This is a genomic window from Zongyangia acetica (genome assembly GCF_038739695.1).
Classification (GTDB): domain Bacteria; phylum Bacillota; class Clostridia; order Oscillospirales; family Ruminococcaceae; genus Zongyangia; species Zongyangia gallinarum.
Map to the genome: position 1 here is coordinate 40,383 of NZ_JBBEWN010000012.1, position 25,016 is coordinate 65,398.

General features: G+C 41.2%; 34 protein-coding genes. 9 read left to right on the plus strand and 25 right to left on the minus strand.

Annotated elements, in window-relative coordinates; genetic code table 11:
• Positions 1-82: 82 nt before the first annotated feature.
• Both WGC32_RS11460 and WGC32_RS11465 read right to left on the minus strand, forming a co-directional pair.
• The gene (locus WGC32_RS11460) at positions 83-1,480 is read right to left on the minus strand and encodes a sensor histidine kinase (protein ID WP_342682084.1); all 1,398 of its coding nucleotides are present in this window, start codon (positions 1,478-1,480) and stop codon (positions 83-85) included.
• Between the two features lies 1 nt (position 1,481).
• Positions 1,482-2,186: a response regulator transcription factor gene (locus WGC32_RS11465; RefSeq protein ID WP_342682086.1), complete on the minus strand. Its 705-nt coding sequence runs from the start codon at positions 2,184-2,186 to the stop codon at positions 1,482-1,484.
• Between the two features lie 150 nt (positions 2,187-2,336).
• On the opposite strand from WGC32_RS11465, the gene WGC32_RS11470 reads away from it, so the two are divergent.
• The 7 genes from WGC32_RS11470 to WGC32_RS11500 are packed head-to-tail and all read left to right on the plus strand — an operon-like array spanning position 2,337 to position 5,932.
• Entirely contained in the window at positions 2,337-3,092 is a 756-nt protein-coding gene (locus WGC32_RS11470) for an ABC transporter ATP-binding protein (RefSeq protein ID WP_342682087.1), read from the plus strand.
• Entirely contained in the window at positions 3,089-3,814 is a 726-nt protein-coding gene (locus tag WGC32_RS11475; RefSeq protein WP_342682089.1) for an ABC transporter permease, read from the plus strand. The genes WGC32_RS11470 and WGC32_RS11475 overlap by 4 nt, the downstream gene beginning before the upstream one ends.
• Positions 3,811-4,581 carry an ABC transporter permease gene (locus WGC32_RS11480; protein ID WP_342682091.1) on the plus strand — a complete coding sequence of 257 codons (771 nt, stop codon included), beginning with the start codon at positions 3,811-3,813 and terminating at the stop codon, positions 4,579-4,581. Before WGC32_RS11475 ends, WGC32_RS11480 begins: the two co-directional genes overlap by 4 nt.
• Before the next feature lie 5 nt (positions 4,582-4,586).
• Positions 4,587-4,874 (plus strand): hypothetical protein, encoded by a 288-nt coding sequence (locus WGC32_RS11485; RefSeq protein ID WP_342682093.1) that lies wholly within the window; start codon positions 4,587-4,589, stop codon positions 4,872-4,874.
• Positions 4,875-4,879: 5 nt separating this feature from the next.
• Positions 4,880-5,362, plus strand: coding sequence for a hypothetical protein (locus WGC32_RS11490; protein WP_342682095.1), 483 nt, complete (start codon positions 4,880-4,882; stop codon positions 5,360-5,362).
• Positions 5,359-5,529, plus strand: a complete 171-nt coding sequence (locus WGC32_RS11495) for a hypothetical protein (protein ID WP_342682097.1) — start codon at positions 5,359-5,361, stop codon at positions 5,527-5,529. The genes WGC32_RS11490 and WGC32_RS11495 overlap by 4 nt, the downstream gene beginning before the upstream one ends.
• Positions 5,522-5,932: a GntR family transcriptional regulator gene (locus WGC32_RS11500; RefSeq protein WP_342682098.1), complete on the plus strand. Its 411-nt coding sequence runs from the start codon at positions 5,522-5,524 to the stop codon at positions 5,930-5,932. The genes WGC32_RS11495 and WGC32_RS11500 overlap by 8 nt, the downstream gene beginning before the upstream one ends.
• An 84-nt stretch (positions 5,933-6,016) precedes the next feature.
• Here WGC32_RS11500 and WGC32_RS11505 read toward each other — a convergent pair whose 3' ends face one another.
• The 22 genes from WGC32_RS11505 to WGC32_RS11610 form a co-directional block, all read right to left on the minus strand.
• Positions 6,017-6,730 (minus strand): hypothetical protein, encoded by a 714-nt coding sequence (locus WGC32_RS11505; protein WP_342682100.1) that lies wholly within the window; start codon positions 6,728-6,730, stop codon positions 6,017-6,019.
• 50 nt (positions 6,731-6,780) lie between these two features.
• Positions 6,781-7,437: a VanZ family protein gene (locus WGC32_RS11510; protein ID WP_342682101.1), complete on the minus strand. Its 657-nt coding sequence runs from the start codon at positions 7,435-7,437 to the stop codon at positions 6,781-6,783.
• A gap of 87 nt (positions 7,438-7,524) precedes the next feature.
• Positions 7,525-8,163 (minus strand): CPBP family intramembrane glutamic endopeptidase, encoded by a 639-nt coding sequence (locus WGC32_RS11515; RefSeq protein ID WP_342682103.1) that lies wholly within the window; start codon positions 8,161-8,163, stop codon positions 7,525-7,527.
• 394 nt (positions 8,164-8,557) lie between these two features.
• Positions 8,558-8,902, minus strand: a complete 345-nt coding sequence (locus WGC32_RS11520) for a YolD-like family protein (RefSeq protein ID WP_342682151.1) — start codon at positions 8,900-8,902, stop codon at positions 8,558-8,560.
• A 62-nt stretch (positions 8,903-8,964) separates the two neighbouring features.
• Positions 8,965-10,488: a Y-family DNA polymerase gene (locus tag WGC32_RS11525; protein WP_342682104.1), complete on the minus strand. Its 1,524-nt coding sequence runs from the start codon at positions 10,486-10,488 to the stop codon at positions 8,965-8,967.
• A 43-nt stretch (positions 10,489-10,531) separates the two neighbouring features.
• The gene (locus tag WGC32_RS11530) at positions 10,532-10,987 is read right to left on the minus strand and encodes a flavodoxin domain-containing protein (protein ID WP_342682106.1); all 456 of its coding nucleotides are present in this window, start codon (positions 10,985-10,987) and stop codon (positions 10,532-10,534) included.
• Positions 10,988-11,004: 17 nt separating this feature from the next.
• Entirely contained in the window at positions 11,005-11,976 is a 972-nt protein-coding gene (locus WGC32_RS11535) for a DUF3658 domain-containing protein (RefSeq protein WP_342682108.1), read from the minus strand.
• 43 nt (positions 11,977-12,019) lie between these two features.
• Entirely contained in the window at positions 12,020-12,469 is a 450-nt protein-coding gene (locus WGC32_RS11540) for a GNAT family N-acetyltransferase (RefSeq protein ID WP_342682109.1), read from the minus strand.
• Between the two features lie 31 nt (positions 12,470-12,500).
• Positions 12,501-13,298 carry a class I SAM-dependent methyltransferase gene (locus WGC32_RS11545; protein WP_342682110.1) on the minus strand — a complete coding sequence of 266 codons (798 nt, stop codon included), beginning with the start codon at positions 13,296-13,298 and terminating at the stop codon, positions 12,501-12,503.
• 111 nt (positions 13,299-13,409) lie between these two features.
• Complete coding sequence (locus WGC32_RS11550; protein ID WP_342682111.1) at positions 13,410-13,946, minus strand: flavodoxin domain-containing protein; 537 nt, start codon at positions 13,944-13,946, stop codon at positions 13,410-13,412.
• Between the two features lie 49 nt (positions 13,947-13,995).
• Positions 13,996-14,322 carry a DUF6054 family protein gene (locus WGC32_RS11555; protein WP_316687719.1) on the minus strand — a complete coding sequence of 109 codons (327 nt, stop codon included), beginning with the start codon at positions 14,320-14,322 and terminating at the stop codon, positions 13,996-13,998.
• A 1-nt stretch (position 14,323) separates the two neighbouring features.
• Complete coding sequence (locus WGC32_RS11560; protein WP_342682113.1) at positions 14,324-14,995, minus strand: nucleotidyltransferase domain-containing protein; 672 nt, start codon at positions 14,993-14,995, stop codon at positions 14,324-14,326.
• A 10-nt stretch (positions 14,996-15,005) separates the two neighbouring features.
• On the minus strand, positions 15,006-15,425 hold the full coding sequence (locus WGC32_RS11565; protein WP_342682115.1) for a nuclear transport factor 2 family protein: 420 nt from the start codon (positions 15,423-15,425) through the stop codon (positions 15,006-15,008).
• A 40-nt stretch (positions 15,426-15,465) separates the two neighbouring features.
• Positions 15,466-16,026, minus strand: coding sequence for a GNAT family N-acetyltransferase (locus tag WGC32_RS11570; RefSeq protein WP_316687723.1), 561 nt, complete (start codon positions 16,024-16,026; stop codon positions 15,466-15,468).
• A complete protein-coding gene (locus WGC32_RS11575; RefSeq protein WP_316687724.1) occupies positions 16,027-16,701 on the minus strand; it encodes a helix-turn-helix domain-containing protein in 675 nt (224 codons plus the stop codon).
• Positions 16,682-17,353: a DUF3990 domain-containing protein gene (locus WGC32_RS11580; protein ID WP_342682118.1), complete on the minus strand. Its 672-nt coding sequence runs from the start codon at positions 17,351-17,353 to the stop codon at positions 16,682-16,684. Before WGC32_RS11580 ends, WGC32_RS11575 begins: the two co-directional genes overlap by 20 nt.
• A 293-nt stretch (positions 17,354-17,646) precedes the next feature.
• Positions 17,647-18,324, minus strand: coding sequence for a helix-turn-helix domain-containing protein (locus WGC32_RS11585; RefSeq protein WP_342682119.1), 678 nt, complete (start codon positions 18,322-18,324; stop codon positions 17,647-17,649).
• The gene (locus tag WGC32_RS11590) at positions 18,321-20,030 is read right to left on the minus strand and encodes a recombinase family protein (protein ID WP_342682153.1); all 1,710 of its coding nucleotides are present in this window, start codon (positions 20,028-20,030) and stop codon (positions 18,321-18,323) included. Before WGC32_RS11590 ends, WGC32_RS11585 begins: the two co-directional genes overlap by 4 nt.
• Positions 20,031-20,176: 146 nt before the next feature.
• Positions 20,177-20,338 carry a transposon-encoded TnpW family protein gene (locus WGC32_RS11595; protein WP_342682121.1) on the minus strand — a complete coding sequence of 54 codons (162 nt, stop codon included), beginning with the start codon at positions 20,336-20,338 and terminating at the stop codon, positions 20,177-20,179.
• A gap of 522 nt (positions 20,339-20,860) precedes the next feature.
• Complete coding sequence (locus WGC32_RS11600; RefSeq protein WP_342682123.1) at positions 20,861-21,256, minus strand: RNA polymerase sigma factor; 396 nt, start codon at positions 21,254-21,256, stop codon at positions 20,861-20,863.
• Between the two features lie 13 nt (positions 21,257-21,269).
• Positions 21,270-21,443 (minus strand): hypothetical protein, encoded by a 174-nt coding sequence (locus tag WGC32_RS11605; protein WP_342682125.1) that lies wholly within the window; start codon positions 21,441-21,443, stop codon positions 21,270-21,272.
• A gap of 161 nt (positions 21,444-21,604) precedes the next feature.
• Positions 21,605-21,973: an RNA polymerase sigma factor gene (locus WGC32_RS11610; RefSeq protein WP_342682127.1), complete on the minus strand. Its 369-nt coding sequence runs from the start codon at positions 21,971-21,973 to the stop codon at positions 21,605-21,607.
• Positions 21,974-22,456: 483 nt separating this feature from the next.
• Here WGC32_RS11610 and WGC32_RS11615 point away from each other — a divergent pair, with 483 nt between their 5' ends.
• Positions 22,457-22,828 carry a helix-turn-helix transcriptional regulator gene (locus WGC32_RS11615; RefSeq protein ID WP_342682129.1) on the plus strand — a complete coding sequence of 124 codons (372 nt, stop codon included), beginning with the start codon at positions 22,457-22,459 and terminating at the stop codon, positions 22,826-22,828.
• Between the two features lie 156 nt (positions 22,829-22,984).
• On the opposite strand, the gene WGC32_RS11620 is transcribed toward WGC32_RS11615, so the two are convergent.
• On the minus strand, positions 22,985-24,028 hold the full coding sequence (locus WGC32_RS11620) for a helix-turn-helix domain-containing protein (protein WP_342682131.1): 1,044 nt from the start codon (positions 24,026-24,028) through the stop codon (positions 22,985-22,987).
• Positions 24,029-24,390: 362 nt separating this feature from the next.
• Here WGC32_RS11620 and WGC32_RS11625 point away from each other — a divergent pair, with 362 nt between their 5' ends.
• Entirely contained in the window at positions 24,391-24,972 is a 582-nt protein-coding gene (locus WGC32_RS11625; protein ID WP_342682133.1) for a methyltransferase family protein, read from the plus strand.
• Positions 24,973-25,016: the final 44 nt, after the last annotated feature.

Below are 25,016 nucleotides of genomic sequence, written 5' to 3' on the forward strand. Positions count from 1 at the left end.
TAATTTGGCTCATTTATAGAAAAAATAAAACCGCAGGGTTCATTCTATTTAGACCCTGCGGTTTTTTTGTACTTCATTGAAATTAACTATCCTTTGGATTGGGGAAAGAAATTGTAACAGCAAATCCTCCCTGTTCTCCATGATCAAAAGAAACATATCCTTCATGTGCTGCAACGATCTGTTGTACAATCAGAAGTCCCAATCCATGTCGTGGTTCTGTAGTCCCACTGTCACTCATCATGTAATGGGGCGTTGTTCGAAGCACCTCCAATTTCTCATCGGTAATGCCTACACCGTTATCCTCCACGTGAATCAGTGTTTCTGTATCAGTTTTCTCTACGCCAACGAAAATGGAGCATCCTCCTGGATTGTGTACCTGCGCATTGGTAATCAGATTGCCGATGGCCCTGTGAAGCAAATCTTTATCCCCGTTTATAATGCACGCTGTCAACTTGTCATCCGTTGTCCATTCGATTGGATACTTTTCCTCCAGACCGAGATTGAGAAAATCTACAACGCTCTGCCTAGCCACTGCGACAAGGTTTACCGGCTTTGGATTCATTGGCTGCATATTGTATTCCAGTTTTGACGCAAGATTTAGATCATTGATAAGGTTTTTGATTCTTTCGCTCTGTTGCCGGATGATTTTAGCTTTTTTTCGGTCATCCGCCGGCAAACCGTCATTGTCCTCGATCTGCCCTGCATACCCCATGACCATAGAAAGAGGCGTGCGGATGTCGTGGGAAACCCCAGAAATCCAGTTTGCCCTTGCCGTCTCCCTTCTTTGCAGGTTTCGCTTTTGTTTTTGGAGAATATCTGATGTCTGATTGATTTTAGCTGCAAGGTCGGATAAAAGTCCTTTTTCCTTAACATAAACAGGCTCTCCTGAAGGCAGAGCTTGTATACCATTTGTAATCGGCTTAACGGATTTCAGCAACTTGGAATTGGCAATCATATAAATTAGGAAAATCAAAAAAACATTTACGCCAATCACAATCAGAACAGTATACGGCGCATTTTTTATGAAATTATAATCCCAGCTTGGAGACATATGTTTCCAATATCTGTCTTTCGGATAGCCGATAACAACTAATCCGTTTTCAGATTCTCCCGTATAGGTAGGGTATCCATCAATATAACCTCTTGTCAAACTTGCAATGTCAGAGATCGTATATTGCAGCGGAACTGTATCCGGCAGATTTTCCGTATGCCATTCTACCTCTAATGTATCATTATCAATATAGATTGCCCATGCATTTTCCTGCCTTAACTGTTCAGACATAGCGTCAGACAAGACATATCCAGACTGAGTTTCCTGCAAGGCTTCAGCAGTTTCTTTTGCGATCGTCCACGGTCTACCGTTAGCCGTTTGATTTGCGGAGATAGCAGCAAGAACAATAATGTTAAGGACGATAATCAATACGGTACTTAACAGTAATATACCTACAAATCTCCGAATAAGTTTCGTAATATCTTTCATATCATTTCCCCGCTAATACTAACTTATAGCCCAAACCCTTTACCGTGATAAGAGATACAGGCTTTGACGGGTTAGCTTCGATTTTTTCCCGGATCCGACGGATGTGTGCCATCAGAGAATTTTCATATCCGAAAGGATTGTCTCCCCAGGCAGCTTCACAAAGCTGGTCTATGGTAACGATTCTTCCGGCATTGCGACATAGAGCCGACAAAATATCATGTTCTTTTGCGGTCAGAGGAAAATGCTCACCATTTTTGATGACTTCTGCACGGTCAAAGTCAATCTGGCTTCCAGCAAGCTGCACTACAGGATTTTCCTCCTTATAGTAGCGTCGCAGAATGATCCCCACTCGCAAAAGCAATTCCTTCGGCAGGAAAGGTTTTGTCATATAGTCGTCAGCGCCAAGCCCCAATCCTTTTAATTTTTCCTCGTCTTCCCCGCAGGCCGTCAGAAAAAACACAGGTGCTTCTGTGAAGGTTCTCATCTGCTTAAGGAGAGAAAATCCATTCCCATCAGGCAACATAACATCTAAGATGGCAAGTTCAGGTCTCCATTCCCTGCACTTATTCAGCGCATCTGCTACTGTCCCGGCAGTCTGAACTTCTTTGAATCCGTCCTGTTCTAAAATTGATGTAACCATATCAAGCAAACCAACCTCATCGTCTACGATGAGGATTTTTTTATACTTTAAGTAACTGTAGTCCATAACTGATTCTCCTTCTCCTATATTATAGCATATCATTCCCGCATTTCAGCAATCCATCTCAAATGTAAGGTAAATGTAAGGCAGGCAGAAGGTTGACGCAAGGTTGCATCCTTATAATAAAGACAACAAAAGAAAGGAGATCACTGTAATATGAATATAATCGAAACTCAAAATCTGACGAAAACCTATGGAGATTTTACTGCGGTATCCCGTCTGAATCTTCACATCCGCAAAGGAAGCGTTTACGGATTTTTAGGTCCTAATGGAGCAGGAAAATCTACTACGATGAAAATGTTTCTTGGTTTGACACAGCCAACGGAAGGTAGCTTTTCTATTGACGGAAAAACATATCCATCAGACCGAGTTTCCATTTTGAAGGAAGTTGGTTCATTTATTGAAGCGCCCGCCTTCTACGGAAATCTGACTGGAGAAGAAAATCTTGAAATTATACAGAAAATTCTTGGATTACCGAAAAGCAGCGTTTCCGACGCTTTGGAGCTAGTCGGCTTAACTGAGTTTAGAAAAAGGTTGGCAAAGAAATATTCTCTTGGTATGAAACAGCGTTTGGGCTTGGCGGGCGCACTAATTGGTAGACCGCCGATCCTGATTCTGGACGAGCCAACCAATGGACTCGATCCGGTCGGAATTCACGAAATACGCACATTGATTCGTTCTCTGCCGCAGAAATATGACTGCACAGTATTGGTTTCTTCTCACTTGCTCCCTGAAGTAGAGCTTATGGCTGACGATATTGGTATTCTGAATCACGGACATCTGCTGTTTGAGGGAACAATGGAAGAATTAAAAATAAGCGCTCGTTCTTCTGGATTCCCAACTGACAATCTGGAAGATACCTTCCTTGCTATGATAGATGAAGATAATCGAAGAAAAGGAGGTACAGTATGAGCCTCTTAATCGAATCCAAAAAACTGAAACGAACAGGTTATCTTCCGGCGTTTTTAGTAGGCGGGATCCTTGCAGCAGCGTTTCCAGTTGCCTATATGATGGTAAAAGCAGAGGAAATGACTTCTCTTTCAGGCAATCCAATAAACATATTGATGTCTACAAATTGGCAAATGATGGCGATGTTAAATATTCTTATTTCTATTTGCGGTGCGTGCATGATGTATCACACAGAATATGCCGATAACGGTATGCAGAAAATGTCGGTGCTACCAATTAGTCAAGGCAATATGTTTTTCGGAAAATTCCTTATTGCTGTTTTGGTGCTATCCGCCATGGTGGTCATCGAGATGGCGGTTTTAGTTGGCTGTGCTAAATTTTGGTTTTCAAGCTATGTCTTCGATATGACCGAAATATTAAAAACTGCAGGATTTCAACTGATCGTTACACTGCCCACTGTAATGCTCATGCTAGTCATTGCATCTGCGTGCAGGAATATGTGGGTATCCCTCGGTATCGGCGTGATTTTAGTATTTACGCTTTCTATTCTTCCGCAGGATAATATCGTGTTGAGTCTATTACCGTTTGCTTCCCCGTATCAAACGATTTCTGCGGCAACAGAAAATAACCACACCGTTTTATTTTCGACTGTTTGTGGAATTGAAACGGTCGCGTTTGGTATTACTGAAGCTGCTTATCTGAAATTAAGGAGGTGTTTTGAATGAATTTCTTATCATTGATTGGAGTGGAACTCAAAAAAATCCGCCGTTCTAAAATTTTTTTGATATTGCTGATTCCAGTTATTATAATGTGGATCCCGAGCGTTATCAATGCAGATATGAACTTCGATTTAAAAGATATCCCAATCACACCAGAAAACAACTTTTTTATTCAAGGTTTTATGGGTATGGTTTGGTTTATGATCCCAGCATCGCTGGTTATCTGCACCGTATTGCTTAATCAAACGGAACGCTCCAATAAAGGTATTTTAAAAATGCTGTCCCTACCAGTAAACACAGCAAAATTGTGTCTTGCTAAATTTACAGTCCTGATTCTATTGGCAGCATTTCAGATGGTTATGTCTATTGGAGCGTACTATATATGTGCAGCGATTGTCACACATACGCAGGATTATAACTTCATCCTTGAGCCGTTGTATGTATGTAAGAATGTATTCAGTATATATGCTGCAGCAATTCCAATGGCTGCTGTATACCTTGCAATTTCAACTCTAATTCAGTCTCCCATTTTTTCGGTTGGTATCGGCTTAGCTTCAATTGTACCTTCCGTGCTTATGATCAATACAAAAATTTGGTTTGCTTATCCGATGAGCTATCCGTTTTATCTGATCATGGTGGCATATGGGCGAGCTGCTGAAGGTATTTATGAAACACAAATTGCTTGGCTACCGTGGCTGCCAGTTGCAATCGGAATTACTATTTTGGCACTTACCGTATCCTGTGTTCGATACGGTACACATGAAAGGAGATAACTACAATGAAAAACAAAATTTTAACCGCCATTTCTACCATTATGCTGTTTATCCCATGGACGATCCTGCCATTACGCACCTTCGATTGGGCGCTGGAATCTCCGGTAGCAGAAATTATGATTTACAGTTACGCCGCCTTCATGATTTTTTCAGGTATCTTTTCAATCCTTGCTTATACAAAAGGAAAAGTAAAATCAAAACTTATGCAGCTTTGCGTTGCAATCAACAGCATTTATGCTGTCGGTGCAATCGCAATTATTGGTATGAACATTGTTACAAGAATTAACGGGTGATGAACATGAAAAAAACAAAAACAATTGTTGCAGCACTGCTTGCCATTTGTCTCGTTTTCAGTATGACAGGATGTAGTGCTGATGACAACAATATTAAAGACAATTTGATCGACGGATTTAATGGCTTACTACAACATTTCAGCCAGTATGCCCTTACGGACGAAAAGGATCTGCAAGGTGATAAAACCAAAGGTGAGGACACCTATACAGGATCCTATGAGGCAAACTACGATGATTTCAATGGTAAAGAATATATTTTTGGTGGTACGTCTCTGGAACGGGATAAAGGCAGCAAACTCACTATAACTTATGAACTGACAGTTGAATCCGGTACAGTCAGACTTTACTGGCTTGATAAGGGCGAGGAAAAGCTCATTGCTGATACGGACAAAAACGACACATATTCCGTTACCCTTGATGAAGGTGACAACTATCTTACTTTAGAAGGCGATGATTTTTACGGTTCCCTACAGGTGGTTGTGGAATGAGCTCAAAAGCAAAGAAAAGAGCAGGCAACATTGTTTTATCTATTGGATTTGGCCTGATGATCCTGCCTATGGTTCTGATCGGAGTACTAATATTTTTTGTAGAATGGATTAGCAAATTAACAGATCTGTGCATTTCTTCTTTGGAAAGAGGTGAGGCAAATGTTTGAAAATTGGGTCTTCCACGATGTCAATCCTGTGTTTTTGCAGCTTGAATCGAAGCTGAAGTGTTCAATCCTCTCCGGCAAATTGTCTGCGGGAACTGAACTGCCTTCGATCCGTAGAGCTGCGGAAATGCTAAACATCAGTTCTAATACCGTATCAAAAGCGTATTCGTATATGTGTCGGGAAGGACTGGTACAACACACGAAGCATGGACGCTTCACTGTGATCTATGATAGAGTCCTTATCAAAAAAGCTAGAACAGGCGCTGCAAAATCCCTATGTTATGCCTACTACTTCGGAATGAACGATCTTGGGTACACCAAACAGGAATCTGACATAATAATTCAGAAATTCATAAAGGAATTTCCTGATAAAAACAGCAGAAACTATACAGACAATAAAACATAAACTGAAGCAAGGGGCAATCGTAAACTCGATCGCCCCTTGTGTATGTTAAATAAAGTTCGCTACTTTTAAGAATGACTATTTATCTTATTTCAAAGCAGGAACATAATCTGTAATGATTTCCTGTTCATTTATTTGTAACTCAAAACGGTATACCGGCTGGTAAAAACCCTTTGTATCTGTAATCCATTCTATTGAGCAAGAAAGAATACTAATTTCTCCAATATCCAAACGCTCTAAAATCGTTCCCTCAAAACTATGGCCTTGATACAGTTCGCTTAGTGCTTGATTTTGCGTTATAATCGACTCCTCTTTATATGGAGAAAGCTCAACAATATTGTATTTAATCTTTCGATCTATTGTTGTTTTGCCATTCTCAAAGTGGAGGTTGCAACTCAATGTTCCATAAAGCAATTTATCTCCTACGGGAACAAATTGCGCCACATAATTTGCTGTACCAAATCCATCTTCTTCTGATATTTCTATTTCAAACTGCGCATCGTTTGGGATTTTGATATTTAAGCTAGATAGGGCAGCTAAAATATCATCATTATTGATATCAGACAAAGGTTTTTCATAAACAGGAGTCTTTTCCCTTCCAATTGTATATTCCCATGTCCCATCGCGCTGATTAAGATTTAAAAAATCCCCTGTGGAATGATTTGCAAATATAATTTCATCATCATAATAATAAATATCATCGAATTCAATACCCATCTCTTTGGCAATTTCTTCACCAAACTTTTCAGACTCTTCCTTGTTTAGCCGACCAGCTTGATATACTTGTTCTGTAGTTGCCATTTCTTCGGGTACAAATTCGAGGTTCCATTTTACCGAATCCAAATTTGCAGTTACAGTAGCCGCATCTGAAAATTACCGTATGGCTGAACCATATAACCGATATATATTCCTGCAAAGACTATAACAATTGCAGCTGGTACACATAAATATGTAAAACTACTCTTTTCCCATTTTCGTTTGGCTATCACAGTAATAATCATAATCACGCTCCAGCCAAGCATTGCTCCTAAAGTATTTGTAAATAGATCATCAATGTCAAAAATACCCCTTGAAGCAACAAGCTGAGCACTCTCTATTAGCAGCGTGGTTCCAAATCCTGCCAATAACATGAAATACCATTTTTTAAATACTCCTATAAGCAAAGGAAGTAAAATTCCAAGTGGAATAAAGAGGGCAATATTCAATATTACATTAAGCCACACTTGGAGCGTAAATTGATTCCATGCTTCTCTCCATGCCAAAAACAAATGAAAATTACATTGTCTATACCCAGGTTCTCCTCTTAAAAGGGTAGCATATATAGTTACTACAAGCCATCCTAATAAAACAAACGAAATAATTATCTTTTTCCATGGCATTGAACGATTCTTTTTTCGGGCAATTAGCCATACAACAGCTAAAGCAACAACAAAAAATAACATAGCAGGTACAGCAAAGACTATTCCCCTTTGAAGCAATTGTAAAATATATCCCCAAAAGTCGTGCATAGATTATCTCTCCTTATATTTTTTCAATCATCTCTCGTCTCACCAAGTAAATAATTTTCTTTCATAGCCAACATATTTGAGATTTGCTTATCCGCCAAAAGTATTTAGCACACAATGCAGCAAGAATGATGCATATGCATTTTTGAACTTATATCGCATTGCACCAAGCACTATTCCAAAAACAAGGCCTGTCATCACTTTCCAGAACATGATTTCAGGGATATTAGCGTCAGGATGGAACAATGAGGTCCTCCAAAGAATTGTATCTATGTACCCCAAATGCCATATTCCAAACAAAAAAGTAACTGTGATATATGTTACAGGCTCTTTTGTAAAAGAAAAATACTTCCACAAATATGCACGGAAAATCAGTTCCTCAAAAATTGGAGTTATTAAAGCCCCGTACAGCAAAAAGAGCCAATCGTAAACCGTCGTACTAAGCGTAATAAAAGGTGTTACCAGAAAAAGCAGTAGCACTAACACGCTGAAAACAACATACGGTTTAGATATCTTTTTAGGAAAAAGATTTACTTCAGGATGTTTCTTTTGGGCAAGTAAAACCATTACCATACTGCACAGCAGCATAAATATCAGTGAATAGATTGTGTCTGCCATAAGGGTGTGCTCGGCAAATTGAAAAAGCAGCATCTTGCCTCCCATTCTTAAAAGTTGTATTGCCGCAAGAATGCAAACTGCGAAGCCCACTCGACCTAAATATTTTTTCATTATCTGCACTTTCCTCCTTCCTTCATTTATTGTATTGATCTTTATTGTCCATCACTTATTTTTCTTTCGATTCCATATATAATATCCCACTAACTCTTAAATCTGACAAGCTGTCCATCTATGTATCCGAAGTAATATACAATTACACAGAAAATGATAATACAGGCTAGACATAAAACCGTTGTGATCAGCTTGTTTTTTACTGTTTTATTGATTGTATTACAGTACATGGTAATCAGCCAAACATTCGACGCAAAAAACAAAATATATACCCAACTGGAGCGAAGGGACATTGAGACACTTGAGAGTGCATAAGTAATAATAATAAAGTTAACGGATTCAACGATAATTTCAACACCCTTTTTGCATTTCTCTTTCATCATTAACACTCCTCTCAATTGCTGATTTCTATTGAAAATATATCAGATAATGGGATCTTTGACCCATCTGTAAAATAAATGGCTTGCTCTATCTCGTCAATCCTTTTTATCTCCTTGCTGACTGTAATATAGGCTCCGCCTTCTTTACACTTATCCGGCTCAAAATACGTAACCATGACCTGCGGGTGCTGTGAAATATGGTCTGATAACTCCAGCAGTGTTCGGTTGAGTTCTTCCAGTTCATACTCTCCCAGTTCCACTTTTTTATCGGTCAGACGTGCCGTTTCCTTAATAGCAGCATCATAACCCGTTAAGGCTGCGAACGGAGAAAACTGAGCTGCCCGATCCAGTCTGGACATATGGGGATGCGTAAGCGAAACATGATGGGGGAGGTTAATGATATCGTCATATTTTTTATTACTCACGCCTTATGCCCTCCAATCTGACTGTTTCTATCTTTAGCCGTGGCACCTTCCTGCAAATTCATTCCCTTTAAAATCGCATTCTTCCCAAACTTATGCTTAATATCAAGCATAGCTTTTTGCATTCTTTTTTCTCGTTCCAGTTCCGTCTGTTCTTCTCTTTGCCGGGCTTCCTCCGCTTCATAATCCGTAAACAGATCGAGCTGCTGGTACTCATCCTTTCGTTGTGCCGCTTTCTCATCTATTACTCGATTCGCAGTAATGGTAATTCTACGCACCAGAAGCTTTGGATCAACAATGCGGTCAAACAGATTCATTATTGCTTCCGTAATCAGCTTGGTAGAAGACAGATATCGATCTAAGTTTGCCGTCCCGTGTGCATGCTTGGGAATGGATCTGCCATATTGGTCTGTGGTAACAGGACCATGATATTGTTTTCTTCGTTCCGGATCGCTCAGGTTCTCAATATCATAGCCTATTGTCAGTGTCAGCTGGTTTGTGACAAGGTTCTTTTCTACCAGATCCAAGACCAAAAGCTCCGTCATTTCACGCACTACCAGCTTTGCCTTCTCGAATTCATATGGACTCTGCAGCACCTGCCCAGACCCGATACTATTCGACTCCGGCTTGTACGCTTTGATATCCGCTATTGTACATGGTTCCCACCCCCATGCATGGTCAATCAATAGCTCTGCGTTAATGCCAAATAACTTATAAAGAAGATCTTCATTGTAGTAGTCACCAGGTTTCCCAAGAGAACACCGCGCGACATCTCCCATGGTATATATCCCACACGATTCCAATTTCTTCGCGTATCCTTTTCCTACACGCCAGAAGCTTGTTAAAGGACGATGTGACCACAATTTTCGACGGTAACTCATTTCGTCCAGCTCTGCAATACGCACACCGTTTTCATCCGGTGGAATATGCTTTGCTTCAATATCCATCGCAACCTTACACAGATATAGATTGGTACCGATTCCTGCAGTAGCGGTAATTCCTGTTGTTTTAAGCACATCCAAAATAATTCTCATTGCGAGTTCTCTGGCGGTTAATCCATATGTTTTTAGATAATGAGTCACATCCATAAAAACCTCGTCAATGGAATAGACATGGATATCCTCCGGCGCAATATGTTTCAAATAGACATTATAAATCTGCGTGCTGATTTCCATGTATTTTGCCATCTGAGGAGGCGCTACGATATAACCCACTGCCAGTTCCGGATGTGACTGCAGTTCAGCAAAGTGATAGGAGGATCCGGTGAATTTTCTTCCGGGAGCTTTGCGTTGGCGTTCAGCATTTACATTCTTAATCTTTTGAACGACCTCAAACAACCGAGGACGCCCGGGTATACCAAATGTCTTTAACGAAGGAGAAACCGCAAGACAGATTGTTTTTTCAGTTCGGCTCTGATCCGCAACTACAAGGTTAGTCGTCATTGGGTCCAACCCACGCTCCATGCACTCAACTGAAGCATAAAAAGATTTTAGATCTATTGCAAGATAGGTTTTATTTTCCATGCTTCAGTCAGCTCCTCTCACTTTTTTTAGATTAAAACAAGTATCATAGAATATTGTCTGCAGAAATTCTCACATTATGAAGCAGTCGATTCATATCCTGTTGACTGGGATGGTTTTTTGCAATCCCGCCAATCTTTCCGAATGGTCCATATGTATCGTAACCTCTGCAATGAAAAGCAGAAATATAATTGGCATTGTTTTCACGCAGGATTTTTTCTGAAGATTTAGCGTAATTCCTATAGGGTATCCCACAGGTATACAACACAATAACATTCTTTCCTTCAAATGATGTTGCCTTCATGTATTCCAGAAGAACTTTATGGAATGAACCAAAATAAATTCCCGAGGCCAGTATGATCAATTCGTACTGCTCGATGGATGGGTTCCTGTTTTTTAATAGATCAATTACATCCGCATCAATAGCAGACGCAATATAGTTCACGACCTTTTCTGTGTTCTTATGATGTACCGACGCATAAAGGATGACAGCTTTTTTCATTAAATAAAGTCTCCTTTTTATTTTTCAAAATTCGAACAGCGTTTGCGCAGCATGCGATGATAAGACGGATCCTGCGGTTTAGCATGCGTGATCACTTCAAGCTTTCCTTCTTTGATAAACTGCTCTATTCTTAAAGCGATCAAACCGTCGCTGATTCCAAGAGAATACTTTCCAAGTACTTTCCCAATCAGCACTGCTTCCATAAACTCATCTTCTTGGGCTTCCAGCTCCCGAAGAATAAATGCATCATAGAATGTGTCCGGCACACTAACAAGTTGACGGTTCACAACCGCCCGCAAAGTTGCATTTTCTCGTTTCAACTGTTCCCAGCGGAAAGATAATGCATGCATATAGTTCACAGGCAGTTTTTTTCCTAACAATGCCAAATGGCCCCACTGATGAGGAGCTACCTCTCCCCATCCGGAATAGATGACTACTGTTTTATCCGGCATCATATGATAATCCGGAAGTTCTACATAGGTAATATCCAAATTCTCAAAGCCAATGGGTTTTAATTGATCTACCAACCAGCAAAATCCGCAGGCCTCATCCGGGAGATCGCTTGACCAAACTCGGATGGCTTCTCCTTCCTGAGCACGGATTAGCAAATTATCGAGGTTTTTACGGGCAGTTTCCTGCATTTCCTCTGCAGCTTCCTTTTCTTCATCAGGATAAAAGCTGACAAGATTTTGAAGTGTTTCTTCCCGTTGTTTTCCAATTTCTTCTTCTGTGATGCTTCCTATACTCAAAGCAAGCGGAAAACTGAGAATATCTTTACGTTCAACATCAAGGGGAATTGCATTCTCCCAGTTGAGTCTTTCCCTTTCTTCGGATTCCCTAAGCATTTTTTCAATTTCATCCTGACATGGAATCTCACTGTCTCCCTCAGTATTCATGATAATGGCAGAACTGACTCCGCCAATATGGTTTTTTCCTGCGGCAACAGAAAGAGATCCAGCTGCACTTTCACTGAATACAACTTCTATCATATTTTTCTCCTTTACCTCAGTCGGAAATAGCTTGATAAAAGCATCAGACGGATAAGTTTTTTTGCAGATAAACCATATCCATCAGTTGCACACCGTCTTCATAGATGGGATGATCGTAATGATCTATAAAAAAGTTTTTAATCCTATGGGAACGGTGAAATCCACATGCTTCATAAAACAGTAATGTGGACGGAACATCTCCCGTTCCCACCTGTAAAATAGAATATTGTGTGCTGTAAGTCTTTTCTAAAAAGGTAATAAGCGCTTTTCCATATCCATGCCCCTGATGCTCTGGGTCCGTTGCAATATTTTTGATTTCCAGTATACCGTCGCCTTCATCGGTGACGACGCATTCGCTTTTTATACCATCATCCTCTAGCACATACATAATACCTCTATCCAGATAGCGGTCAATCATATTTTCCTGTTCATCCGCCAATAGCAGCAGAGATAAGTATTGCTTTTTGTTGTTTTTTACTTCTCTGATTTCCACGGAATGCACCTACACTCTTCTCTCAATCTTTTCACACTGGTCTCTTTTGAAACACGTCTACTACGTGGCTAGATACGCCCAGAAAGTCCTCTCGTTCACAGGTAGAGAAATGGTACTTCAAATATGTCTGGAACATTTCATCGTCCATAGCATCAATGGGCTCTCGTAATAGCAGCGCACATCCATCTGTAGCCACATAGTGAAGACGTGTCACCGGGAATGCAGCCATTAGATGATCAATGTCCTCTTTGCGAACAAGTTCAAAGAGATCTTTGGGCTCAGATTTGGTTGCAAATGTGTCAGCATCTATCAATCCGTCCCGAATATATTCCAGAACATTTATATTTCCTCGATGGAATCCCTCGTCAAGAAGACAGCCGTCTGAAATAACATAAGCAGCAAAAATAATTCCGCCTGGTTTTGTAACTCGAATCGCCTCGCGTATTGCCTGATGTTTATCCTCTTCTCTGTAAAGATGGTATAGAGGACCCAATAGCAAAGTAATGTCATACTGGTTGTCAGCAAATTCGGATAAATCCATAGCATTTCCCTGCCGAATGGTAATTGTTTCATTTGGCAGGGTGTTTTTTTGAAAGACCTCAATGTTGTGCTCTACCAGTTCCACAGAATCGACTACATAACCTTTTCGTGCCAAAGCATGTGAATACCGTCCTGTACCGGCGCCAATTTCAATGATTTTGCAGCCTGGTTTCAAATACCGTTCAATATAGCGCATAGTAGTCAAAAACTCCACGGTACCATGTTTTGGTACTAATCGGTTATCTTCATCATAGTGATTGTAAAAATCAACAATATATGTTGTGTCCATAGCTAAACCCTCTTCCTCTAAATCTGAAATAAACTGTGCCTGTTATTTTCTCAGATACATCCAAACAAGCAACTTAATTTATGTTTTTGTTTTCCAAATTCATTCAAATAATTACTCGGATCCATTCACTATCCATTCGCAAATTGGCTTTAAAGAATCAAAATCGACAAAGTTCACCTGTTGATTATATGAGTCAAGAAAGACTTTATCTTCTTCAGTCAGCTGCTTGGGATCCTTCTTTTTAGCGGTTTGATAAAGAAGGGACATCATTGTTCTGTGCAGCAAAGTAAGATTCCGATAGTTTATTCCACCTCGCAGGTGAAAAAATTTTGTCTTTATGTATCGATCATGAGCCAGCTGCGAACGAAGTGAATGGAGGATCTTCTCAACATTAACAGGATCGTTTACATCCGCCAGGCCCACAGTGACAACCGTAAGATCTGCACTCTCCGGCAAATACTTCATGGTTGTTTTGAGACCTTTTACTCCGCCGGCATACAAGCCTCCGATGTAAATTACCGACTCCACGTCCAGCCTATTCTTAATCTTATCATAACTAATGCATTCAATGTCTGTGAGCTGTGACAGCTTTTGTGCGTATGACTTGGCTGTCCCATATTGTGAACCAAAAATAATAAATCGTTTCAATACATACCTCTCCGTTGTTTATATTCTGCAGACTCGTTTTTTCAGGCAATTAAAGGAGCTCTCTAAGTTTATCCAGAAATGCTTCTTCGCCAAATGTATTGATTTTAAAAAACAGAGCTTGACTTCCACCTGCTGTAATTGCAGAGAGATGAACAGCGTCGTCACCACATTGGAACAAGGTCACACTAAGGCTGACACGATTACTACCTAACCAGCTGTACCGTTCAAAAACACGCACACTGCAGCGCGCCCCGTTGCTATAAAAATCGCTGGAATCTTCTAATGAAGCAGACATACTGCTGTTCACAATTCCTGATTCAATCCTATTAAGAATTTGATTATAATCTCCCCGAATTGTCTGTTCTAATTTTGCCATTCTATCTCACCTCACGTATCCATTTTGATGACCAGTTAAGTAGAAGGTCGGAGAACTGGAGTGTCTCCTCAAACGAAAGTGAATTTTTCTCTTTCAGTTCTATACTGGTCCGCAATATATTCTGATCTTTTTCCTGCAGCAGCGGAAGAAGATCTGTCTTTTTCTTTTTGTAGCTGCCAGTTTGCAAAAAAGCAATGGCCTGCAGCGTAAAAACAGCTGACTTATAGAGCCCCTTTAAGATATCCGCGCTTCTCTCGTGAACCAAATTGTGGGCGCACATGTGGTAGACATTACAGGCACCAATCCGGATAGCGCGTTGGACATCCTCCTTATGTATGTTATTGATTAAATCCTGCAATGTACCCAGTATGGGAGTCGTATCGTAACAGAACTGAAACAAATCAGACGGCTCCCATGCAAGGATTTCTTGCTTTCCTGAAATAAAGCCGCATATTTTCTCTCGCTCTGGCAAGTGATCAAGGAGCATAGCATATGTCTCCAGATCGCTTGCGGATACAGTGTCCAAAATAATCACTACATCAATATCGCTCTGATCTCCAGCTTCTCCTCGACCATAGCTGCCCTGGAGTCCAAGAAACCAGATTCTGTCATGAAATTCATTCTGCATGACATTGATATATTGCTCCATCCATTTATCAATCGAAAAAACCATTTTTACCTCCTCAAAACCACATAGAGGCTTCATCCTGAAAGGTTGGAGTATCTCCGTCCTTATAAGGGTCATAGCGGTTGCAGTTGCACCCAAATTCTTTAAGAGATACAATTTTATCATCTACCGACCAGTGGATTAAAGACATTCCATCAAAAGCTTCTATCCGTCCATCGTCCATTTGGTTTTTGAAATACCATTCTACAACCGTTTGCTCATTTGTATGAATAAATTGCTTAATGTCCCATATAAGAACAGTTCCACGCTGATTCCATTCATCAAACCAGTGTTTTATTTTTTTTGCGCCATGATATTCCGGTCCCCAGCTTTCTATGTACACTGCATCAAAAGAAAACAAATCCATAATTCCATGGTCTGTTTTTTTCAGCCACATATCAAACCACATCCGAATCTTTTCTTCTCTGGTATTCATATATATCCTCCAATCCCGATGCAGCAAACCTCTTCGTAATTTACTTCATCTCAGATTTTTTGCTTCTTACTTTTTCCCATTCCTCCAAAGTAAGCCTGGTAAAATGTTCGGTTCGAATATCGCCCAGGGGAGATTGCTTTCCTGTTTCCGTATGATGATATAGAAAACCGCATTTCTCCTGGACACGTTTTGATTTATCATTGCCGTCATAGTAACCACACCATACAGCGCTGCAATGAAGTTCATCGAAACATCGTTCCTGAAGTCTGTGCACCGCTTCCGGAATCAATCCCTGACCCCAGTATGGCACGCCAATCCAGTAGCCAATTTCAGCTTCTTGTTCTTTCATCGGAGCGCTTCCTTTTGGGGCAAACATAATTCCCACACTGCCCACAGGTTTTCCGGTGTCTTTCAGAATAACTGCATAAGTTTCTGGTTCGGACAGAACCGTCCGGATAATTTCCAGGCTGTTCTCGACGCTGGTGTGCGGCGGCCATCCAGCAATTGGCCCGATTCTGTCGTCCTGTGCGTAGCGATATAATTCTTCTGCATCCCGTTCTTCCCATGGACGCAAAATCAATCTTCTGGTTTCTAATTGCATTTAATCACCCACCTCATCTATTGTAACTTCCTCAAAACTATATTCCAACAAATCCTCCACATTACATCCCAATACTCTGGATAAGGCAGAAAGCGTTTCCGCTGCTGCTCTGTTGATATCTTTGCTTCTATTTTCATATTGCTGGATCATTCTTAATGTGACTCCAGATTTTTCTGACAATAGTTTCTGCGATAACTGTCGGGATTTTCGGAGCGTCTGAAGTTTAGTTGGTAGCTTTTTCCTTCGTGCAATTTCATTCATAGTATTGACGAACTTTAGTTCTGACGCTTCATGCAATGTATAATACATTTTCCTGATTTCTCGCATTGTACAGATTTGAAGAATTTCTTTGAAAGAGAGTGCGGTATACCATTGATAAAATGCTATAATCCACCCGCACCAATACTCCGGGGAACAATCACGATCCTCCCTTGGGTCTGACATTTTGATGGAAACTCCCGCTTTACTCAATACTTCCCAAACCAATTCCGTTCCGGATTTTCCTGAAACAATTCCCGGAACCCCATTTTCAAACTGTGAGGCAATACCGCCGACAATAAACATTTCAAAAAAATCATCCATGTCCAAATAGCAGCTATTGACCGCATAATCCAGCATTTCTCCAAGATTTTGCATCGCGTCATCTAAATATGTCTCACTGTAAGCGTGGATCATCCTTTTTTACCTCCTCCCGTAGTATGTCTCTCATATAAAGTCCACTGATATCCTCTTTATCCAATTCGGCTCGAAAAGCAGCTCTAGCTTCCTCATCTCGGGATTTTCGTTTAGCATAATATTCTGTATTATCCACAACAGAATAAGATAAGAACCGAATCTCTTCAAATGCTTTTGGACTTTTTAGAACGATTTGTTCTCCAAGTTTTCCTAACTTCATAGCATATGACAACTGAGTTAGAGAGATTTCATTGTTAATAAAAGCTCGGGCAAACGAGAAGTAGGAATCGTCGGCTCGATATCCTATAATCACATCATATCCAGTAATATCAATTAGAAAATTGTCTTTCAACCACTGAAATCCCCTACGCATAACCGGAGTAGAAATCCGGAATCTTCTGTTTACCATCAGCAAAGCAAGCCAATGGAGAATCGAGTACTCTGACAAGTGCAATACCTTCAAATGCGTTAAATCCAACTCATATTCATTAACAAATCCATCAATATTTTTAGTGCAGGCCCATTCCTTGGCAAGTTCCAGATGTTCTGTGCAATAGAATCCGATTCCATAATCATTATACGGCTTTCCTTTTCCGTAAACTGGCTGTTTAACAATTTCACTTGAACCGTGATATATAATTATCTTATCCAATTGCTCATCTCCTTAAACTCAATAGATGATTTACAACTATATTATATCTCCACAGAGTTACAAAGTCAACAAATCTAAATAAGATGTGTCTCAAATTTATTAAAAAAAAACAGACACACTTTTCCGAAGAGAAGTTGTCTGTACCTTTTTTTATTTAAGACAGGTTTATACACGAAATAAATGTAGCATATCAATGATTACTTCTGCTTTTCACTGCCTCTGTTTATGAAGGTAGTGAATAATCACTCAGTAAGCATATGTTCGTTAATGACCGTCTTAATGTGCATATTATTTTATAAATTTGCCAAATTATAGACTATCTTCTTTTTTCGCTTTGCAAGCTCCATATATTTAGCAGCTCCGCCAAAGCTATGACAAACATACGAGATAACGTAATCCGACTGTTGAACCATCCATTTGTTACGCCAATCTATTGCAAAACGCTTTGGAACTTTTTCCAGACCATCCGGATACAAAGTCTCTAGCTTTTCATACCCGGTATCAAATTCAGACTTAATGCCGGGCATATAAGCTAATACGGTACAACACTCTAAATTAGGATATTGTTTTTTCAGATCAATCAACACACTTTGAACCATTCGGTCAAAGTTTCCATTTGACCCGACATAAAACGTGGTGACACCTTTTTGTAATATTAGATCGTCAATTACTTTCTTAATCTTTTTTTTATATTTGTAGGACTGTCCGCATGTCCGAAAAATGTGCAGACTTTTTCTTTTTTTTGCATTTCCACAGTTCTCGCTCTCCATTTTCAGATTCCAGCAAGAACATTTCTGATCAAGACTGATATCCCTGTCTTTTTCCATATTCAACAGGCTATCTAAAGTCACACTGAACAACTCCGCCATCCTCATAAGTACCGTAATAGATGGTTCTGTTTTACCATTTTCATAAAGTATAGTAGTGATAGGGACACCCAAAGAGCGGATTGTAAGTCGGCGGTATTTCACGCCGACTTTTTCCTTTTCCGGCTTTTAGGCTGCGGCAGCTCGATGGGATCTGCCGCCTCTGCCTGATATGCTTCTTCCGGCAACTCCACGCTGCCGATGAAATTGTAGACGATTTCGATTTCCTGACGCTTCTGGCCTTCTGCGTTAACCTCCACCTCATGGACAAGAATCTTTTCGATAAACGTATTAAGCAGGGTTGGCGTCAATTCCTCAAAAGAGGTATTTTTCTTGACCAGATTCATGAAGCGGTCGATGTTGATGGTCTTATCGGTCTTTTGGGCAATCTGCTCGGAAAGTTCTCTGATGGTTCCTTCCAGCCCTTTCTGTTCGGCTTCGTAACCGGCTGACAGTTTTGAAAAGCGTTCCTCGGTCAACTGTCCTTTAATCTTGTCCTCGTAAAGATGCTGGATGATGTTGTCCAGTTCGTCATACCGGCTTCGGCTGTTTTCTAACTCCCGCTGCATTTCTGCCAGTGCCCGTTTCTGTTCCCGCATAGAGCAGGATACCAACATCGTGATAAACTCCCGTTCATGCTCGGCTGCAAAGTGTGTCACCCTGCGGAGATCCGCTGCTACCAGCTTTTTCAGATTCTTTACGCTGATATGATGGGTAGTGCAGGGGTTCACCCGTTTGCTGTATCCGGCACAGGTGTAATACTCATAGCTTTCCTTGATGCCGGAACCGCGATGATGATACATTTTAGAGCCGCAGTCTGCACAGAATAGCAGTCCGGAGAACAGCCCCACGGAACCGATTTTCGTGTGTCGGCATTTGCCCTGACGGATAATCTGCACACGGTCAAACGTATCCTGATCAATCAGAGCTGGATGTGTGTTCTTGAAAATCATCCGTTTGTCATCACCATTAATGATGACTTTCTTGCTTTTGTAGGACTTCTTCGTGGTCTTAAAGTTGACCGTATGCCCCAGGTATTCCACACGTTCCAGAATGTTGCTGACCGTCTGATAAACCCATTTGCAGGGAGCCTGCGGACAATAGCCCTGCTTATTGCCGTATCGCCGGTAATTGATTGTGCCAGGGGTAGGAATATTCCTGGCAGTGAGGATATTTGCAATCTTTGTCGGGCCTAAGCCTGACAGACATAACGCAAAAATCTCTTTTACAACGGGGCCGGTTTCTTCGTCAATCTCCCAATTACCTTCTTCTCCCAGGATATAGCCATAAGGCGGGAGGTGAGATAGACGTTTGCCGGACATTCCCTTTGCTTTAACCACCGCTCGGATCTTCTTGCTGGTGTCACGGGCATACCATTCATTGAAAAGGTTTCGCAGAGGGGTGAAATCATTATCCCCCTTTTCACTGTCCACTCCGTCGTTGATGGCGACAAAGCGTATATCCTTCTCAGGGAACAGCACTTCCGTATACATCCCGACTTGCAGATAATCACGCCCGAAGCGGGACATATCTTTTACAGCAACCAGATAGACATATCCGGATTCAATATCTGCCAGCATTTCCTGGAATCCGGGCCGGTTGAAGGTCGTACCGCTGATTCCATCGTCTACATAAAATTTGTATTTGGTAATGCCGTGTTCTTTGGCGTAACGCTCTAAAATTTGTTTTTGATGCTGGATACTGTTTGATTCACCATCCAGACCATCATCCTGGCTCAGCCGGCAGTAGAAAGCCGCCCAGGGTTCCGTATCGAATGAACGGCGGGAAGAAATGCTTAATGCGTTTACCATACCCGGCATTTGAAATTGCGTAGCTGTCTGTCTCATAAAAGCCTCCATTCCGACAGCCCCGCAAAATTGTAGGATTTTACGAGTCCTATTATACACCAGACAGGCCGCCGCGAAAAGTAGTTTAGCGCATTAAAGTGATGAAATTTTTATGAACACTTTTTCTCGCCACGCAATTCGTTTTTTAAGACCTTTTCCATCTTTGCCACCGCAGTTTCGGTGCAGCCTTCTTTGAAGCTGGAATGGACAACATAGGTCACGCCATTGATTTTTGTTTCTGTAATCATGGCGGGGTTCTTTTGCACCGCCATAGCTGCATCACACCTCTCTATATCAAAGAAGTGCTGCGCCGGTTATCCTGGCGCAGCACCGCTTATCCTTTATTTTTTGTATCGTATTATCTGGGCGGCAGGACCGTCCATAGGCACACCCCCGATACAGGGAATATTCAAGCCGGTTCAGGGTTCGTCAGCCTACTGGCTGCTGAAGCCGCCGCATACCGCCGATAGGTGAGATAGGTACACCATATTCGCAGTAAGTTTCGGTGAGTGGCGCGGTTCCTCATGCTGCGCGTCCTGGCACTTTCTGGCCCACCACAGGCCGGTCATCAGCCACCAAATAACCGCTCGGCCCCTTTGATGTTATCGTGTTGACGGATGCTCTGACCATCCGCAGGGGGTTATCGCGTTTGTGCTATGCGATGCTCGGCGCAGCACTCAAAATCTTGAATACTGATATGAACGGATTGTCCGTTGTTTTTCAAGGTACATAGCCGAAAGGTTCTCAATTATCCCTTTCACTATATAGGAGGGAAAACAGGCAATCGTTGATAGTTATGCGGCAATTTCTTTTCGGATTTTTTTCAATGCTGATTGCGCGGATCGCATGACCGCCGATTTATGGCAGCCCTGCATTTTTGCAATCTCCGAATAGGAATAGCCGTAGAAAAAATGAAGGATGAACCGCCACCGCTGCAACGGAGGGAGTTTCTCCAATTCACGGCCAATTTCCCGCAAGGTTTCCAGCCGTTCAAAGGTTTCTTCCAACGGCTCTGTGGCCAGATCAAACAGCAGGCAATGATCGAAAGACTTCCCCTCAATATGCTTTCGGCGTTCATACCGCTGCCGTTCTTCCTGTTTCCAGCTTTCTTCATAAACACGGTAGACTTCGACGGACACTTCTACATCGACGGGGTGGAGATCGGCATTTAAAATTTTGACAAGATACATGGAAGGCCCTCCCTTATGCAACGCGAAACAGAGCGATGATCTTATCATCGTCCTGTGGGTCAGAAAGGAACGGGCAGGGCTGGACGGCCGCAGCGCCAGACGGCGACACGGGCTTCGGGCCGGATTCAGTCAGGACGAGAAGCGACTCCCCTGGGGCCAGACGGATTACTTTGATGGTTTTTACCATATTGGAACACCTCCGATTATTTTTTGAGGGCTTGTCCCTCTATACATCGGAGATTTCAGTACCCCCTCAATTAAAGGGGGAACAACATATTTTACAAAATCAAATAGACAAAGGCAAAGACAGCATCACGAAGATGCTGCCCTTGCTTTCACCTATTCAGCTTAAAAGCTACGGAGCCGATGGAAAGCCCTTTGAAGCAGAAGCGTAACCGCCGCCGGAGAGCAGCCAAGAATGGCTGCAATTTCCTTGTACTGATACCCCTCCCAAAAGGCCAGCTCGATGGCGAACCGCTGCCGGTCAGTCAACTGGCGTAAACCGTGAGCCAACTTTTCATTCCGGATGGTATCAATGAAATCCTCTATCAACAGTAATTCGGTGAAATCTTCCTGGATACAGATAGACCGTTCTTTATATGTAAGTTCCTCACTCATACTTTCTAGGGAATAGCAGTGATACCGGAACCGGCGGTCAGAGTTTGCAATGATACGATCCTCGTCTTTAAGGATCGCAGCCCAATCTTTTTCGGCCATAAGCCTGTTCTCCTTTCTGATGTTTGTCTGCATGGGCGGGCAGACAAACGGGGGAGAACGGCACTTCGGAATACCTCCGAAGTTTGACAAAAAACGACAAGAAAAAGCGTCGAACAGTTGTTGTAACTGTTCGACGCATAATAATACCCGCTCAAATGAAGTATGATTCTTTTGAAAACGGATGGATTGTTCTTGCTTTTGAGCAAAGCATTGACCCGGACTAAAAGCTATTTTTTTGAGAAAATCCCTCTCTTATAGAGCAAAAATAAAATACCACCCATGTTTGCCTCCATTGGCGGAACACAGATGGCATACCTTTAGGCCCTGTCAAAAACCGCCGTTTTTTTTATTGGCGGTTAAAGCAAGGCCACATTGTAAATAAATACTCTATATAACAGGAAGTATCGTTCTGTTTTTTTCAGAATGGTAGAGGAATGTAAAAACTTCTTTTAGCACGATACAATGTATGTGAGGTGAACGATTATGCCGGAAGATATGTTTCAGTATCTCGGTGCTTTTATCCGTAAGAGCCGGAAAGATTGCGAATTAACTCAAGAGGAGTTAGCTGAGCAGTCTGGTGTATCGTCACGGCATATAGCAAATATCGAAAAGGGCCTGATAAATCCATCGTATGAAGTCTTAGCTACATTAAAAAGGCGGCTCGGTTTTTCTGGTGAAAGTTTATTTCACCCAGACTATTTAGAGCAGGACGAGGAGATTAAACAATTTATTGGCAAGTATCTTGCCTGTTCTGAACATGATCGAAAAATACTGATCAGGACATTAAATTGTTTGGCCAATGAGCTGCTACGCAAAAGCGATACATCCAAAGATGATGCCGAAGATACCAAATAAAATCAGCAGAGCAAAGGTTAGCCTTGTTCTGCTGATTTTTTGTCATGAGAACATATGGAATAAAAATCTCATTGAAAAACCAGCAGGTACGCTTACACCCACTGGGGGGCTCACTCTTAATAGTGAGACAAGAATACCACCACTTGTTAATAGCTTCTATTCTCCGCTATTCTGTTTGCGGTATTCAGCCGGAGTGATTTTTAGAATATCCCGAAATGCTGTGGCAAACTTACTTTGATTTTCATAGCCAACATTATTTGCTATTTCGGCTATGGTAGCCTGTGTTTGCCGTAATAGGATTGCAGCTTGTTTAATGCGATATTCTTTCATGTAGCTCCCAATAGGTTGCCCAAAAATACCTTTAAATGTGTCTTTTAAGGTTGTTGGGTTAATTAAGTATTCTTTTGAAAGGTCATCAATCGTTGGTCGTTCTTGCAGATTTGATACCAGCCTTTTATGGATTGTTTTAATAATCTCCACCTGAGGAGAAGTATATAGTTCACGTCGTTTCTCTTTGGATACATCGATCATACACAGGAACAAGAGTAATTCTTGTACTTTTAACCTGAAATATGGCTTTTGCAAACAGTCAGGCACAGAATAAAGCTCTGAAAAGATATGTTCAATTTCGTCTTTAGCCCGCATGATAAAACAATTTCCATCAGAACAAAACTTCTCCTTAAATTGGAGAATATCTATGCCGCTGTCGGAGAGAATCTCCGGTGGGTTTTTCATTACCACAGATAAATTAATGACAACAGAAATTCCTCGATAGTGTTTGAGAGGGAATGACATTTCTGAAGCGCAGTTATCCATCGTATGAATAGATAGGTCGCCTTCTCCAAGATAAAGACAAGAGCCACTTGCTAAGCGACAACCTTCCCGGCCTTCCCGACAATGATTGATCTCCAATATGTTTTTATCAATGTTCCCATCCCAATAACAGCTTGTCGCTTCAAAATCGTTATAAATAAGCTGAATGCCGGGATAGACCTGATAGACCGTCATAAGTCCGAGGCCATCCGCACAATCCATTTTATAGACGGTACAGTAGCCGTCATTATCTTTCGGAATGACTGCGGATAATCCCGTTGATGAAAAAGGCGCATTTTCCATAGCTGTCCTTTCCGTTGTATCTAAGTTGTTTATCTGTTGTGCCAAAGTTTTCCTGGCATCTTTTATTATATAGTTTTTTCTCATATTGAACCGCTCCAATCAGCAGGATTTGAAATCCAAATAGAATCCATTTTGAATTATAGTACGTCATGGCTAACTGTGCAAATGGAAAACCTATATCCTTTGTCGGTTCTGCTGTATGATGGCTTTTTCTGATCTGGGTGTTTTCATACACAGACAACTACTGTGTGGAGAAAAGAAACTGACGGAGTAACCGCACTTTCTATAAATCTCCGCCCCGGCCACCACTGTCGGTCCGGAAATTTTGCTTGTTGGGGAAGGCCCCCTGTTGCCATTCATCAAGTGTTTACAAAGTTCTGCTATGCTTGTCTTGATGAATGAGGTATAATCAATCCAGTGATAAAAACAAACTTGGAGGTTGCAGTATGGCATATAAAATTGTTGCAATATTGATACTGGCTGCGTTTTACGGTATTTATTACATAAAACTTATTAGTCAGCGAAAGCAGGGAATACAAACAAATTTATTGGGCAAGGGAAAGAAAGGCTTTGTAAAGGCCATAGAAGATTCATTGAAAATTGTAACATTTGTAGCGCCCATTGTTGAGTTGATTAGTATTTTTATGGACACATATATTGATTTGACATGGATAAGGGTATTTGGCTGTATATTGGGAATATTAGGAGTTGTGGTGTTTGCGGTATCCGTACTTACGATGCGTGATAGTTGGAGAACCGGTGTCCCTGATGATAAAAAAACAGAACTTGTCACGTCTGGAATATATGCATATAGCCGCAATCCTGCCTTTTTGGGTTTTGATTTAATCTATTTATCCATCCTTTTTATATTTTTTAATTGGGGCTTGTTAGTGATAACAGTGTTGACGGTTGTTATGTTTCACTTACAGATTGTTAAAGTGGAGGAAGATTTCTTGATAAAAACATTCGGAGAGGAATACTTGGAATATAGAAAGAAAGTATGTAGATATATTGGAAGAAAGAGGTAGCAAAATCCATATTTATAAAAAGCGCCGGACGCAGAGACCAAACA